The organism is Paenibacillus sp. HWE-109 (assembly GCF_022163125.1).
GTDB lineage: Bacteria > Bacillota > Bacilli > Paenibacillales > NBRC-103111 > Paenibacillus_E.
The window spans coordinates 2,430,948-2,445,400 of sequence record NZ_CP091881.1 but is presented as its reverse complement, the minus strand read 5'-3'; the positions used below and the strand labels follow the sequence as shown (position 1 = coordinate 2,445,400).

Below are 14,453 nucleotides of genomic sequence, written 5' to 3'. Positions count from 1 at the left end.
AACCCTTCTCCTCAACTTGACGACGATCTCATTTTAATATTTTTAAAAAATGCATTCAAATATTTTCAATTTTATCATAAATTATACTTTATATGTAAATTTACTTTTTCTTATCTATTTCATAGTCTATAAGGTATTTACTAGTGATAGCAACTCGATGTATAATTTGTGTACTAAGAACTATAACAGGGCGCAATGAAGCTTGGTCATTATATGGGCACTTTGACCTAGTGGAGCGAATAGTGCAACCGACCTTCTTTCAATGAGAGAGATGGTTTTTTTGTCGTCTCTTTCCTTGCGGACAATTATACACCAACATAATTGGGGAAGGAACATTTCCATGACAACTTACAATGCAGGCAATAAACAAGGGATAACGAATGAATTTGAACCGGGGCATCCGTCCGATGTCAGTCCGGCTGAGGACTCCATTGACGCGCATCGTTTCGAGATGACTGATTTCACCGAGAACACATTCTATCAATTCGTTTCTTGGGTATTGAAAGGCCAACAGAAATAAGCTTGTAAATAACCGTGTTCAATTATTGACATAACGGTGGTGTGACCCTAAGAATCGGATAATCCCGACCTTGGGGTTTATTCATGCGAACTTTTGTGGAAAATTGTAGAATTATTGGTTATACTCAAAGTGGCATGGAACTCATACATAAGATGGTGGTTCAATATGGATTTGTTATTGGATATGAAGACAATCTTCATCACGTTAGTCATTGGGCACCTGTTTACCGTTATTTTAATTAGCGCTTATTGGAGTCAACACCCTAAAGATACAACAATGAATATCTTTTTTGCTGGAAAATGTGTTCAAGCTCTAGCCTGGATTGTCCTAATTTGGCGTGGTGGAATTCCTGATACGGTAACAATCTCATTGACCAATTCTCTCCTTTTCCTCGGATTCAGCTTGGAAACTGTAGCGTTGCTCAAACTGCAGCAGCAATTTCATGTGTCCACCAGAAGATTCTATATCAGCATGACAAGTGCCATCATGATCTGTTTTCACTTATGTCTTTTCTTTTACAATGTTGAGCGAGTGCGCATTCTCGTTGGGTCTTTGGGCCTAGCCGTCCTTATTATTCTTCCCGCTTACCGAATGATGAAGGACGAAGCTTCATCTTTGCTTATGAAAATGATGGGCTGCATCTATCTATTAATCAGCTTAGCCCTTGTAATAAGAAGTGTGTTTGCACTTCTTTTGAATAATCTTATGGGGTTTTTCACACCAAGTTTTTATCAAACCATCTCTTTTATAGTCCTTTATCTGGTCATGATTCTAGGGAATACAGGTTTTGTCCTACTTTTGAAAGAACGGGCCGATCGCGAATTAACCATGCTTGCGAATTATGATGATTTAACCGGCATTCTCAACCGGCGAATGTTTGTTCTCCACGCTCGAAGAATTCTTAGCAGTTTCGCTAAAAAAGGGAAGCCTGTTTCCTTATTGCTGTTCGATATCGATGAGTTCAAAACGATTAATGATACCTACGGGCACGATACAGGTGATCTGGTCCTGCAGGATCTATGCAAAAGGATATCGAGCCTATTGGGGAAACATGATTTGTTTGGGCGATATGGCGGCGACGAGTTCGCTATTTTACTTCCCGGCGCGGGCATAGAAGAATCGACTGCTAAAGCGGAATTATTCCGGCGAGCTATCGCTGGGACAACCAATTCGGAACTGCCAGCAGCCTATACCATAAGTTTAGGCGTTGTTACGCTGATTCCAAATCCCGATACACAATTAGAAACGCTGTATTCTTCTTGTGACAAAGCACTCTATGGCGCCAAAAATAACGGTCGAAACGGTGTGTTTCGACACTAAAGAAGGAAATTTTGTAGACTTATGTCTACGGGATACAGAAGCACCTTCAGCTGCCTTATTTTGACGCAAGATAAAGAAAAACGGCTTCGCCGCCCTGAGAGATCAGCCTCTTCGTAGCGACAAAACCTGTTAAGGGAACTATAGGACGCTAAATAGGCATATAGCAGGGATGCTAGGGTATTAGCGGAACTACAGGGTCTTATTTCCACGAAAAACGCTGAATTTGCCTTGAAACAGCAAAATAGCGGATTGTAGTTCCCTCACTCCCGCGATATGGATACTTTTGGCTAGAATAGCGGACTGTAGTTCCCTCCCTCTGTTCGCACAAGGCGGCTGGAGTAACTCCGCGCTCACCCCAAAACATATAAACTCTTATATTTTAAAAAAAGAGGCTGTGCCAAAAGGTAATTATACAACCTTTTGGCACAGCCTCTTCTTTATTGGTGGGCGGTTGATTCACAAGTACTCAGTACCCTCCAGCAAACCGATTTGCCTTCGGAGGAGCGTCGTCCTCATAGTTTCTCATATAGGCGAGTCGCTTCGTAACGGTAGCAGCTGCCGCTTCTTTCGCTGCTCTATTGTCACCGTGATGGACTTCATCGATGATCCATTTCTGGCCAAAGCTGGCATGAACGACCTCATCTGCCCAATCGAAATCCTGGAAGGTCGTCATCAAGGGATCCTTGGCAATATCCCGGCAAAACTCCCATTCTTCCCGCTTGCCAGGGGGATATTTCATCGCTGCCTTTTCAATCGCAATGGTCAGATGCGTGTAGGCTTCATCTTTTTCGAACAGTTGGGCCGTCATATCGTACCAACCAGTCCAGTTGGGAACTTCATAAATATCGTAACCGTTCTTACGGAGCGCAGCTTCGCCAAACCACGCGTGTCTGACCTCGTCCCAGAGATGACGCGCCGTATCGTAATAGAACGCCCACGGCTTGCCTACGGTCGTAAAATGCACATAAGCCACACCTTCCGCTGGTGACATTTCGAAAAAACGAGTGAACATCATCTGTTCGAGTCTTCCCTGATCCGAATCAGCGAAATGCTGATCTTTATGTTTCTTAATCGCAGAAACGAATCGAGAGTCGCGCGTACTTTGACGGGGAACTTCGAAAGGCCGTGTCTTCAAGATGAGCGCCTCCGCTGTCTCTTCCCGCTTATCCGTCCCCTCTATTCCCCCTGCTGCTCTAAGAAGTGCCTCCGTATAACCCTTCCACTTCACAGCATACTCCAGTTCGTCTTCCTTCGCCGCTTGGGATAATTCAGCAATCGCAGCAATCCCCCAAGCGACTTGATCTTCTCTCTCCGGCAGTTGTCTTTTAAACAGCGATAACGTCGGCTCATCAACCAAAGGTTGTGCCAGACTCATATAAGATCGAATTGCCGCTATCTGCGCTGGCTTGATTACTTCGAATAGAACCTTCAATCGGATCAAAGTCGACTCGGCCTCCAGTGACCTATCCAAGAGTTCCTTCAGTGCCACATCCTGGCATTTATCGAAGGCGACCACACTCATCCTGAGCTGCTTGCAGCGGCTTCGAAGTTCGTCATGATGGCTGGCATCTTGCCATACCATCCTTGACAGAGCACCCTTCACTTCATATTCTGGCGTGGCAATCATAAACCCGGCCTCCATATGCATGAGACCACGATCCATATAAGCAATTCTTTGAAGCCTTCTTGCCGACTCTTCCACGGATAGACCCACTCGGTCCCAATCTTCGATTCCCATGAATGGATGAAGCATTCTAATCACTCCTGTCATGTTCCTATGTGCTAGATGATTTTGCTGATGCTCTCTTTATCTTAAAGAGTAATTAGGCTAAAATGAATAGACTTAACCACACAATATTGGTACTTTTCTACCTAAGAAGAGGGTGATCTATCATATTAGAACTAGCAGCTCAACTACAGCTCAACTGCAATATAGGAAAGGTAACCTGTGAAAAGAACTGGAAATGGGACACACGTCATCAACCTTTAATCGATTATGATTTGTGGTATACCTGGAGTGGGGCAGGAACGATGAACTTGCACAATCATACCTATGAGATTCGTAAAGGGAGTTGTTTTCTATTCCGTCCTGGGGACCGAACGCTCGCTGAGCACAATCCTCAACAACCACTGACTGTCACGTTTATTCATTTCTCATTACCAATGGCGATGGCTAGCGAACTTCCTGTCTACTACCATGTCGTCCGAGACACGTATCTTTTTGAAACTTATTTAAACCATTTTGTTGAAACGATGATTCCTCCTGCAAGCGAAGATGATTCCGAAGCAAAGCTATTGTTAACTTTGCTGCTCAAGCAGCTTCGCCGGGAAGAGATAAGCACACAACAACCTATGATAGATCGGCCAAATTCTGTCATTCGTACAATTGCCCATCAAATCAAACAATCTCCTGGTACTCTTCACACTGTGGAAGCACTAGCTGAGCAAGCTCAGCTCTCGCCTCGATACTTCGCGCTTAAATTCAAACAGGTTATGGGTATTACTTTTGATCAGTACTTGATCAGAATGCGGATTGATCGCGCCGAGCATTTATTGCGCTACAATGGCATGAACGTTACCGAAGTTGCGGAAGCACTTGGCTACAACGATCTCTCCTTCTTCAGCCGACAATTCAAGCAGATACGGGGTAAAACGCCCTCACAAATGATGAAGGAAGCCGGCAGAATTCTTTGAAATCATTTGCCTTTTTTGAAATAACGAACCAAATAATAAATGCTCATGCCTAAAGCCATCATGCCAATTAACTCAAGGCTTATTTGCCAATTACTGGCCGCTTGTCCGAAAGCCACTTTACTTTGACCATTACCTACCGATCCAGTGGTGTTGGCGAAGTCTGGTGCATAACGAAAGGTTATGATCATGCCCCAACTAATCTGGTAAGCATAATATGCAAAGATAAACAGAGTGCCAACCCCAAGAGCTCGAAAGATTGATTTATTCATTTGCAGCCTCCGATTGCATGGGGATAGATCTTACAGAAACACCATTATCCCCGCCGACGATAATCATTTCCGCCATATTCACAAAGAGTCCTGTCTCAACGACACCTATAATCTTAGTCAGTTGTTCATTCAGTACCTCTGGATGCTGTATTTCTGTAAAATAACAGTCGAGGATATAGTTTCCATTGTCCGTAATAAAGGGCCCTGCCGTATGAAGGCGAAGTTCTGGAGAGCAGCCCAGTTTCGCAATATTGCGGCTTGTGATTTCCCAACCGAAGGGCACGACTTCAACGGGCAAAGGAAATTTCCCTAATGTATTCACCACTTTGGAGTCATCAACGACAATAAGCAGACGGCGGGAAAGTGACGCCACCATTTTCTCTCGAAACAACGCTCCGCCTCCACCTTTGATAAGAGCAAAATGTGGATTTACTTCGTCTGCACCATCAATCGTCAAATCAATTTCCTGCACTTCGGAAATATCTAGAATTGGAATGCCAAGTTCTCTTGCCTGCTGTTCCGTTGCCTTGGAAGTTGGAATTCCCTTGATCCTAAGTCCCTGTTTTACAAGCTCTCCTAGTTTTTGAATCGTCCAATATACCGTCGAACCGGTTCCCAAACCTAGTATCATTCCCTCCTCGATATAGGTTGCAGCCTGCTCCCCGGCAAGCTTCTTCTTGTCCATCTCATCTCCACCCTTCTTCCATAAATCGCCAATTTATTTCATTTTATCACAATTACGAACATCTACAAGCTTGTCGGCAAACCATGAAGTATCATTTGTATGCAGTCTGTATGCTGTTTTAATGTATCTATAGTCTTCTTATTGGGTTGTATATAAATCCCAGCATAATCAACTTCGTCGTAATGTTCCCTGATCGGAAAAGCAAGTTTTTCCTCGTCAATGGCGAATTCGGCTTGTACCCCCACCTTGTTGCCCCTTGCATCCAGACGTATCCATTTATCGAGTGATTTCAAGTAGACCGCATTCAAAGCATGCAGACAATACCCTGTATCCGGGGTATCTCCTAACGTTAAACGTTGATAGCAAAAACCAGTCGGGATCCCTTTGCTTCTTAGTATTGCGCATAGTAAACCAGACTTTGCATAACAAATCCCTTCCCGAAAATGCAGCGTCTCAGAAGCTGTGCGGGTAATCCGCGAGCTTTGAATATCCCAGGAATGTGAAATGCGGTCACGCACAAATTCGAAAGCTTTTTGCACAAAATCAACTTCAGTTTTTGCTTCCAGGAAGAGAGTATTTGCTAATATTTGAATTGCAGGATCGGTATAATCTACTTCTTCACTCTCGATTAAGTAGTCTTCCAGCTGTAAAGACTCGTGGGTCAATATCATTCCAATCACCCTTTTTATCAAATTTTACCGTAGGTCACAGAATTATTATGCATTATATTGCATGAATATACAAATTTACTTAGACCTAGCTCCACCATAAAAAAAGTGGGCTGACCCACAAGTAAATATCGACTTGTGAGTCCAGCCCATTTAACATCTGCAAACCATCAAAAGATTACCATCAGGATCTTTGAAATTGATCCACTGATTATGCTCAATGCCTGTGGCGAGTTCAATGTCGCTAGCTTTGAGGAATTCGAATGCCGCTTCGATATTCGTCGTGTTGAAATGGAAAGCCGGCGTTTTGTACAGCCGATCTTCTTGGTATATTTTACTGTCCAGTACAATCCCTGTACCCTCCATAGGCAGGATGAATAGATGACCGAACAGCACTTCTCCGTCTGCCGGCAAACCTAGCAGCTTGCAATACCAATCACGAGCATTTTCAATGTTGCTTACGGGAATAAACACAGTTCCAATACGATTCATAATGGGATTCATTCTTATAAAGCCTCCCTTTTACTGCATCAGCTCGTCCAATTCCGAAGTTTTCAATTCTGCGTTTGGTTTATTGCCTGGCATTAACCCCAAACGCTGCGTCATCTGTTGACTGATAGAGCCAAGACGCTTCGTATGTTCAGTCGCAGATTGGATGATTGTGCGATTCGACTGCTCGAACAAATCCAAGGCGGCAAATAGATCAGTCATCCCACGTTCGATGGATTCCATCTGAACGCCGGGTTTGCCTAGCAAGTCATTCGTCCTTTGCGTCGTTTCTTTGAGCAAGCGCGAATTCTCTTCGAACATTTTGTTAAGCGTAGAATTCGCGGCATTGACGGCATCAATCGTTTGAACTTGATCGTCGATAGCCATGGAAATCATCGCGGAAACGGTAAGCAGGTTTTGCGTTTTATCAATTGTCGCATCCACAGCATCGATGAGTTTATCATTATTGTCATTAATAATATCCGTTCCGGCGATCGCTTGTTGATACAGAATAATCATCTCTTGAAAGGATTGAATGCGTGTAACGACTTTACGCAGGCCTCTTTCCAGGTGTGTTTTGCGATGCTCATTGTCGGGTTTGGCGATCTCTTGTTCAAATAGCTGCTTCAGGTTCTCTCCCATCGCGATTCTCATCTGCAAATTGTAAACAGATTCGAGAGAGTTTCGTTTCAAAGTTTTCATGTAAGCCATATTTTCTTCCAAGGTTTCTTTGCCGTTGCGTAATGATTGCACAATCGCATTCACATTTGTTTTGACGGATTGATATTTGTAAATATAGTTTTTAAGCGGCGTCTTCTTCATGATTTTCTCAAAAAAGCCCAGCTGCTTGCTTTTGCTCAAAGAATCGATTTCACCGCGCAGTTTCAAAATGTTGTTTTGAACATCAGATCGCTTTCCTGACATTAAGTCATTCACGGGCCGCTCCAGCATCGCTAACGATTGGCCGGCCTGCTCCATAGTTTTGGAGCCCATTCGCCCAATGGAATCCATCAGTGTTTCGAGTTCCATGGTATCCGTTGTTGAAACTTTCTGAAGCAGCTGCTTCGCCTCTTGTTCCACTTTGATGATGTCGGCTTCCTTCAATTGCACCAATTGTGTTGTCATGATTGATGACCTCCTTGTTAGTCTGAAGAACGATACCTTTGCTGGATGAGATCCATGCGAGTCTGCAATTCGATCAGATCTTTTTGTTCAATGGTCTCCACATAGGCCGAGAGTTTAGAATTAATATCTTTCAAGCCATTAAGCAAAAGCCGCCGATTCAAACGTTTGGCCTCACCGCCCAGCTTAAGAAACGGGTTGATGGCGCCGTTCAAATCTTTAAATACTAATCGTTGAATGTTATGATTCATATTGCCATCATTCAGTTCTTTTAACTGCGGAATAATACGGCTTACCCTGGCGAGCAAGCTAAGTGTTTTCTCCACAATCTCATCATCCAGGCTGCTTTTCTGACCTTCTGAGATGACCATTTCTTCAATCACATGAATATACTCGGTGACGGGTCCCCAGAAGGAATCCTCCTCCGTTCTCACCTCAGCAGAGACTTCCACAGAACGATCAGGAATCGGCAATTGCGAGTTGTCACTTGAGTCATTGATTCTTGGTGGAACGGTTGGCTCATCCAAAGTTGTCGAACGACGATTCAGAACCATCACCCCGCCTAGTGAGAAGGCTGCAGGAATGAGCAAGTTTACTGCGCCTGGAATAAAAGTGGAAGTGATTAAACTTATGAGATAGCCGGCGACTGCGAGACTAGCGGCTGTTTTGAATTTCTTTTGCACCGTGGATGCCTACCTCCAATCTCTTTCAACTTACAAATTCATTACTTAAATGATAGCTCTGATAAGGAGGCTAGTCAATTATTCGTCGGTTTGAGAAGCCTGCTTATCGGCTATAAATGAAAAAAATAACCGACCTCAGCACCAACAAAGTGCCGAACATCGGTCATTCCACCATAGAATCCGCTCTTACTCACGCCTCTTCCCATACACCTGAAAATCGTAAATGGACCAATAATTGCCTGCTTTGGACGTCTGAACGATCTTCACAAATCTAGCGTTATGTGGCTCAAATGTGATATTCGTCTGTGTGGATCCCGCACCAGAAGCAATGGAGGCTGTCCAATTCACCCCATCGGCTGAAAGGAAGACCTCATAATTCCTTGGAAAATCATTAGGCGAGCCCGCTGTTTGCAGCTCAATCCGGCTGATCGTAAACGATTCTTTCATATCGACTTGGATGAATTGACCAGGCACCTGATTTTTCGCTGTATCCCACCGGCTGTAAGGATTACTGTCAATCGCGCTTTGCGGTTTCCCCGAGCTGCTGGTGATGACCCAATCTGATCGGTTAAGCGCAGCTTCGTCCGTAACGGTCACAAGTGCCTCAGCTGATGCTTCTTTCTTGCCCGCCACGCGAATTTGATAGGCATAGGTTTGACCAACTGCCGTTTTCATATCCGTCCAATGCGGATCAGGCACCTCTTTGGCGACTAATTGATACTTCATCGCTCCGCGTTCTTTTCGCCAAACTTCATAGCTTTGAGCGCCCTCCGACTCCAGCCAATTGACTTCAATTGCATGATCGGGCTGCGAAACAGCTTTTACCCAACTTGGCGCTTTGGGCTTCACATCCTCAGTCCGCGTAAGGATATATTGGACTGCTTCACCTGGAGCAAGCGTCTCCTTGAACTCAAGCTCTGGAGAAGCTTGCAGTTGACTCACATAAGTACGAGCGGATTCATAGGTGTCCCCATTTCCGAATCGTTCTCCTTCATATTGCCCAGCCTCTGGCATGGCAACTTTGACATGCACAGTTTGTGAACTATTTTCAAAATTCACGAAATTAAGCAGGAGTTTGTTCGATGTGCCTTTGGATCCAGGCAGCGGCGCCAAACTCGAGGTATCTACACCGCGAAAATAGACCAGTTTATCACTTAGCTCTGTTTTATTCGTAATCTCATAAGTGAGAGGTCTGCCATGTGTGGCATATGCCAGATTCAATCTTCTCATGACACTGACTCTGGAGTCTGTATCAGGCAAATTCTTATGAATCTTCATCTCTGCGGGATTCTGACCGTTTAAGTCAATATTCGGTTCAAACAAGGCATATTGCGGGTAAAAAGCCGCATGCTGCATGAACATATCCGCAAAGCCGATATGGGCTCTCAGAATTCGATCAAATACGGCTGCTTTCGGTTGCACAGCGCCATAAGCCTGGTTATCTACATGAGTATCCGATGTCCCATACTCGGTATTCAACATTAGTTTAGGCAAGCCGTCCTCAGCCCCATCGAACGTTTGCAAATTTTCCAGCAAACTCCCTCCCTTATTCTCGGAGTACGAGGTGCCGTATGCATGACCATTGGTTAAATCGGTTACCTTCTCCAATTCGAGGCGCTGCTGGGAATCACCTTCCCAACCATCGGGTTCTCCGCATTGCAGTCTGCCTGACGCATCTTGATTGCGACAAGTCCGCACCGCATATTTGGGTGCATACGCCCATCCTGGAGCAACAGTTTTCAAGTGCGGCGCCAGCTCTGGGATATGACCTTTGAGCCAATTGGCAATGGCTAGATTAACACCTTTGGAACGATTAAACAGGCCTGGCTCGTTATCAATTTCATAGTATTGAAACATCGACCCATAGGCTGTCACATAATCCTGCAGCTTTTTCTCGGCATCTGCCGGTAAAGATCCATCTTCCTGCAGCTTTACATTTCCTGTGTGCAAGTGCAAAGCTACAGCTTGCGTGTTGTAATCGCGCAGCGTTTCGTAATAAGCCTTGATCGCTGAGCAGCCCTGCCGGACATCAGTCGCGCAATCTACTCGCATGATGTTGCCGCTGTAGGCAATACCCAACCATTTTAAAACATATGGCAAATGTCTGACCGCTCCCTCATCATAGTAGAAGGATAAATTACTGACTTTCGTGCCGGATTCGACGTATTTGCCATGAATCGGTTCCGCGGCAGGTTCCGTCAAGGCATCCAACTCAATAAAGTCCCATTTCCACCATAAATATTTATCTTCATCGGCCGTACAGTATAAACACCCAGTTGCCATGAATTTGAGCTCGTTATCTCCAACCTGAAGCTGCTCTTTGGGAATATAAAGTTCATACGTTTTTTTAAACGGATACGCACTGGTGGTCCCTCCAACACCGGCAATTTGAACGATGCCAGAGAGAAGCTGATTCGTAAATACAGCCATTTGAGGTACCGCTTTGTGAGCATCCAAGATACGGACTTTTAACACTACACCGTGCTCGGGCACCGTGCTCAGTGGGAATTGAACTTGAAAGCTTGGATTCACTGATTTGCGCAGTCCTTGCGGTACCGATTTCAAATCTTGCGGTTGACTTGAATCCGCGGATACGGTGTAATGCGTTAAAGCGCTATTCTCTTTGCTGAATTCCTCATCAGCATCATTGGGATTTCCTAGCCGCCATAGCTGGTTGCCGATCATCTCAGACACAGGCTTCACCTCATTGAGCGCAGCAATCTTATTGGCAACGACACCATGATTATTGGATGCAGATGTGAAAATCAATAAAATCAAAAAACTGACGAGTATGATCATAACTCTTATGAATTTCGGGTTCATCCTGCTCGCTCCATCTTCTGTAGTTTCCTGCTTATTCATCAAGGAAGAAACAGGGCATCGTCAGGAATCAATTGTTTGGTTTGGGATTGACTTTCCCAGCTGACTTTGGCAACAGCGCCATTCGTATTATCATAATACTCCACTTTGAAATCAACTGGGACTCCTGCTTGTAAGGCAATACTGCCTTTTCGCTCCACCCAGCTCTGGTTGAACCAACTGTCAATGACCAACTCACCATTCACCCACACGCGAATACCATCATCCGATAAGGTTGAAATTTGATAATTTTCTGTATACTTGGGTTTCAGCTTCCCCGTCCAGCGAACAGAGAAGGTATCTGCCTGCATGGAAGGAAATGGCGCCGCATTCGACCAATTGAAATCGATCTTCCGATCTTCCCTGACCTCTTTCAATGCAGTCAAATCTTTATTATCGTAATATTCTCCGCGTAATCCATTCCTCGCCACGACGGGTGCTGTTTCCGGCTTGGGCACCGGAGCCGGTGATGGTGCTGGAACAATAGCATTCAGAAGATCACTAAGGAATGTCTCCCTCGTTAACAACCGTGGATTTGCATAAGAGGAAGTGATTTCAGCAAGTCCGTTATTATCGGATAACATTTTTCCCCAAGTCATGAAATACGCCCATTTGGATTGATTGGAAAGAACCGTTTGGCTAGGCAATTCTCCATTCTCGCCAATGGCGATTGGTTTACCTGCTGCTAATTCCACAATTTTATTGTAGTAGTCGGGATTATAGTCATTGTCATAGATATCAACTGCCAACACATCCACTTTGGATATCCCTGGAAAACTGGCATTATACGGATCTGATGAGGCATTGGGAGCATTGGGACTCCATACCCACAACAAATTATTCAACTTATGCACTTGAACAAAACGCTCGTACATCAAATTCCACAGCGCGGAGAAATTCGTTTTCTTCCCCCACCAGAACCAGCCTCCATTGCTTTCATGATAGGGGCGCCATAACACAGGAACGCCAGCATCCTTTAGCTTGCCTAAATAGACTGCCGTTTTGTCCAAATCGGCAATCAACTGGTTATACTGCGGTGTGCCAGGTGTCACGTACTTATCAAAATCAGCCTGGCTCATTTCTTTCTTCACATTCGCCCAGCATAAGCATGTTCCAGGAATGTTCTCATGATAAGAAATGGTCACTAAGCCGCCTGCCTGATGCCAGGCAATTGCGCTATTGACGACATTCTCGCGCTGCGCAGCTTGCTCGCTTGCAGTCTGATTCATGATCGCTCCAAGTTCATAACCGTGGATACTCGGATATTTGCCAGTAATTCCCTTCACACGGTTATTCCATTCATCAGGACTTTCCAAATAATCGTGTTGACCACTAATCGTTTTGAGCCCCGATACCGCATATAGCTGTTGCAGGACGACCTTCGCCTCCAGCGTTGCTTGCGAATTAATCGGAACTGTTGCCGCATTCGAAACATCTGGATGCAACAAAAGATGCGGTGATAATAATGAGAGTAGAAACAACAAGGAAGTCACCTTTATTCGCACACCCACCTTTTTGGATTTCTTCAACATAATCAAACCTCCCGAACCATAGATTTGCACGGCGAGCCAACGTGCTATCTCTATCGTACAGGTTAGATATTAAGCTTTTATCAGGTAAGTTTAAGGGTTTTGCAAGTTTTTTCCAAATGCAGATTTCTGACGAAATAAATAATCGCCCTCCATTCATATTCGAATAGAAGGCGGTCTATTTATGGGTCTGCAACCTGCTAAATAAACTGATGAAGGGGAATATCGTGCCATTCCAGACAAATTCGGATATTATCTTCTTCCACCAGTTCAGAGCCGCTTTGAACTTCGATGAATTCAACATCCGTTATGGCTCGAATACTGTGACGCGTTCCATCTGGAATCCGTACCACATCCCCCGGTTTCACTTGATAGAGTTTGTCATTAATGACAATGTCCGCCACGCCACTAACGATCGTCCACACTTCACTGCGTTTATAATGCAGCTGATAACTTATATTCTTGCCTGCGCGCACAAGAATGCGCTTCGTCAAAACTTCATTATCCTCCGTGTATTTGACATAATCAATGACTCGGTAACGTCCCCATCTGCGCTCTTCGTACATAGGGCGCTGCTCAATTGCATTCATGACTTCTTTAATCCGCGGACTTTCCGCTTTGGAGGTGACGAGGATGCCATCAGGACTTACCGCGATGACAGCATCTTGAATGCCAATCACCGTGACCGGGATATCCAGTTCGTTAATTAAATGCGTATTGGACGAATCTTCCGTTACGATACCTGTTCCGATCTGCGAACGGCTCATTTCTTCTGTGAGCGTGTTCCAAGTACCCAAATCTTTCCAGTAGCCATCATAAGGAACGACCACAATACTCGATTCATTCTCAACGACTTCATAATCGAAACTGATCTTGCTTAATTTTTTGTAATTTTTGAGCAGTTCCTCGTACTTGAGCGGCACGCCTTTCTCCACCATCAGCTCGATGAGATAACCTAGACGGAAAGCGAAGACGCCGCAGTTCCATAGCGCTTTTTGCTCAATGAGAGCAGCCGCTTGCTCGCGATTCGGTTTCTCTGCAAAATGGTTCACCCACAGCGCTTCTGTACCCATAAGCCGTTGTTCCGATGGCACAATATAACCATATTTCTCCGAAGGCACAGTCGGGACTACGCCCATTAAGGCTAAGTTCGACTCCGTATCTTGGAGCACTTGCTCCAACTGCTTTATTTTATGAAAAAAGGCTTCGTCGACATAAGGATCAACCGGCATAACGGTTACTACCGTATCCAGGGGGAGACTTTCAACATCGTAGAGATAGGCCGCTGCAAGGGCAATCGCCGGGAACGTATCTCTGCGTTCCGGCTCGACAATCAATGGCGCATCGCTGCCTAATTGACTCATGAGCATTTCAACTTGCGAGCGATTGGTCGCCAGGTAGGCAGAATCACCCAGTCCACTATCCCGAAGCTGCCTCCATACGCGTTGTACCATCGATTCACTGCGACCGTCCTTATCCTCAAGCACTTTCAGAAACTGCTTGGATCTTGAATCATTAGACAAAGGCCACAACCGTTTACCTGAGCCGCCGGAAAGAAGAACTATTTTCATGAAAACCACACTCCAATCGGTTTTATAGGAATTCGTTGCAGGAT

13 protein-coding genes and 1 riboswitch are annotated in these 14,453 nt (G+C 44.9%); of the genes, 3 read left to right on the top strand and 10 right to left on the bottom strand.

The window, feature by feature from the left end; translation table 11 throughout:
- The first annotated feature begins 179 nt into the window (after nucleotides 1-179).
- Nucleotides 180-263: riboswitch (cyclic di-GMP riboswitch) on the top strand.
- Nucleotides 264-340: 77 nt separating this feature from the next.
- Nucleotides 341-520, top strand: a complete 180-nt coding sequence (locus LOZ80_RS09955) for a hypothetical protein (protein ID WP_238171283.1) — start codon at nucleotides 341-343, stop codon at nucleotides 518-520.
- Nucleotides 521-685: 165 nt separating this feature from the next.
- Complete coding sequence (locus LOZ80_RS09950) at nucleotides 686-1,840, top strand: GGDEF domain-containing protein (RefSeq protein WP_238171282.1); 1,155 nt, start codon at nucleotides 686-688, stop codon at nucleotides 1,838-1,840.
- 466 nt (nucleotides 1,841-2,306) lie between these two features.
- On the opposite strand, the gene LOZ80_RS09945 is transcribed toward LOZ80_RS09950, so the two are convergent.
- Complete coding sequence (locus LOZ80_RS09945) at nucleotides 2,307-3,593, bottom strand: hypothetical protein (RefSeq protein WP_238171281.1); 1,287 nt, start codon at nucleotides 3,591-3,593, stop codon at nucleotides 2,307-2,309.
- A 137-nt stretch (nucleotides 3,594-3,730) separates the two neighbouring features.
- On the opposite strand from LOZ80_RS09945, the gene LOZ80_RS09940 reads away from it, so the two are divergent.
- Nucleotides 3,731-4,534, top strand: coding sequence for a helix-turn-helix domain-containing protein (locus LOZ80_RS09940; protein ID WP_337951032.1), 804 nt, complete (start codon nucleotides 3,731-3,733; stop codon nucleotides 4,532-4,534).
- 2 nt (nucleotides 4,535-4,536) lie between these two features.
- On the opposite strand, the gene LOZ80_RS09935 is transcribed toward LOZ80_RS09940, so the two are convergent.
- From LOZ80_RS09935 to LOZ80_RS09895, 9 genes are all read right to left on the bottom strand, one after another.
- Nucleotides 4,537-4,803: a hypothetical protein gene (locus LOZ80_RS09935; protein ID WP_238171279.1), complete on the bottom strand. Its 267-nt coding sequence runs from the start codon at nucleotides 4,801-4,803 to the stop codon at nucleotides 4,537-4,539.
- Nucleotides 4,796-5,488 carry a ribose-5-phosphate isomerase RpiA gene (rpiA, locus tag LOZ80_RS09930; protein WP_238171278.1) on the bottom strand — a complete coding sequence of 231 codons (693 nt, stop codon included), beginning with the start codon at nucleotides 5,486-5,488 and terminating at the stop codon, nucleotides 4,796-4,798. Before rpiA ends, LOZ80_RS09935 begins: the two co-directional genes overlap by 8 nt.
- A gap of 62 nt (nucleotides 5,489-5,550) precedes the next feature.
- Entirely contained in the window at nucleotides 5,551-6,159 is a 609-nt protein-coding gene (locus LOZ80_RS09925; RefSeq protein WP_238171277.1) for a transglutaminase-like domain-containing protein, read from the bottom strand.
- A gap of 150 nt (nucleotides 6,160-6,309) precedes the next feature.
- A complete protein-coding gene (locus LOZ80_RS09920; RefSeq protein WP_238171276.1) occupies nucleotides 6,310-6,660 on the bottom strand; it encodes a VOC family protein in 351 nt (116 codons plus the stop codon).
- Nucleotides 6,661-6,678: 18 nt separating this feature from the next.
- Nucleotides 6,679-7,770 carry a toxic anion resistance protein gene (locus LOZ80_RS09915; RefSeq protein ID WP_189018235.1) on the bottom strand — a complete coding sequence of 364 codons (1,092 nt, stop codon included), beginning with the start codon at nucleotides 7,768-7,770 and terminating at the stop codon, nucleotides 6,679-6,681.
- Nucleotides 7,771-7,787: 17 nt separating this feature from the next.
- Nucleotides 7,788-8,450 (bottom strand): hypothetical protein, encoded by a 663-nt coding sequence (locus LOZ80_RS09910; protein WP_238171275.1) that lies wholly within the window; start codon nucleotides 8,448-8,450, stop codon nucleotides 7,788-7,790.
- 186 nt (nucleotides 8,451-8,636) lie between these two features.
- Nucleotides 8,637-11,273 carry a discoidin domain-containing protein gene (locus LOZ80_RS09905; RefSeq protein ID WP_238171274.1) on the bottom strand — a complete coding sequence of 879 codons (2,637 nt, stop codon included), beginning with the start codon at nucleotides 11,271-11,273 and terminating at the stop codon, nucleotides 8,637-8,639.
- 38 nt (nucleotides 11,274-11,311) lie between these two features.
- Nucleotides 11,312-12,841, bottom strand: a complete 1,530-nt coding sequence (locus LOZ80_RS09900; RefSeq protein ID WP_238171273.1) for a glycosyl hydrolase — start codon at nucleotides 12,839-12,841, stop codon at nucleotides 11,312-11,314.
- A 197-nt stretch (nucleotides 12,842-13,038) separates the two neighbouring features.
- Nucleotides 13,039-14,409, bottom strand: a complete 1,371-nt coding sequence (locus LOZ80_RS09895) for a sugar phosphate nucleotidyltransferase (RefSeq protein ID WP_238171272.1) — start codon at nucleotides 14,407-14,409, stop codon at nucleotides 13,039-13,041.
- Nucleotides 14,410-14,453: the final 44 nt, after the last annotated feature.

Excerpts from the sequence above, each read along its gene's own strand:
- LOZ80_RS09955 (WP_238171283.1), top strand. The coding sequence starts at position 341 with ATGACAACTTACAATGCAGGCAATAAACAAGGGATAACGAATGAATTT.
- LOZ80_RS09950 (WP_238171282.1), top strand. The coding sequence starts at position 686 with ATGGATTTGTTATTGGATATGAAGACAATCTTCATCACGTTAGTCATT.
- LOZ80_RS09945 (WP_238171281.1), bottom strand. The coding sequence starts at position 3,593 with ATGCTTCATCCATTCATGGGAATCGAAGATTGGGACCGAGTGGGTCTA.
- LOZ80_RS09935 (WP_238171279.1), bottom strand. The coding sequence starts at position 4,803 with ATGAATAAATCAATCTTTCGAGCTCTTGGGGTTGGCACTCTGTTTATC.
- rpiA (WP_238171278.1), bottom strand. The coding sequence starts at position 5,488 with ATGGACAAGAAGAAGCTTGCCGGGGAGCAGGCTGCAACCTATATCGAG.
- LOZ80_RS09925 (WP_238171277.1), bottom strand. The coding sequence starts at position 6,159 with ATGATATTGACCCACGAGTCTTTACAGCTGGAAGACTACTTAATCGAG.
- LOZ80_RS09920 (WP_238171276.1), bottom strand. The coding sequence starts at position 6,660 with ATGAATCCCATTATGAATCGTATTGGAACTGTGTTTATTCCCGTAAGC.
- LOZ80_RS09915 (WP_189018235.1), bottom strand. The coding sequence starts at position 7,770 with ATGACAACACAATTGGTGCAATTGAAGGAAGCCGACATCATCAAAGTG.
- LOZ80_RS09905 (WP_238171274.1), bottom strand. The coding sequence starts at position 11,273 with ATGAACCCGAAATTCATAAGAGTTATGATCATACTCGTCAGTTTTTTG.
- LOZ80_RS09900 (WP_238171273.1), bottom strand. The coding sequence starts at position 12,841 with ATGTTGAAGAAATCCAAAAAGGTGGGTGTGCGAATAAAGGTGACTTCC.
- LOZ80_RS09895 (WP_238171272.1), bottom strand. The coding sequence starts at position 14,409 with ATGAAAATAGTTCTTCTTTCCGGCGGCTCAGGTAAACGGTTGTGGCCT.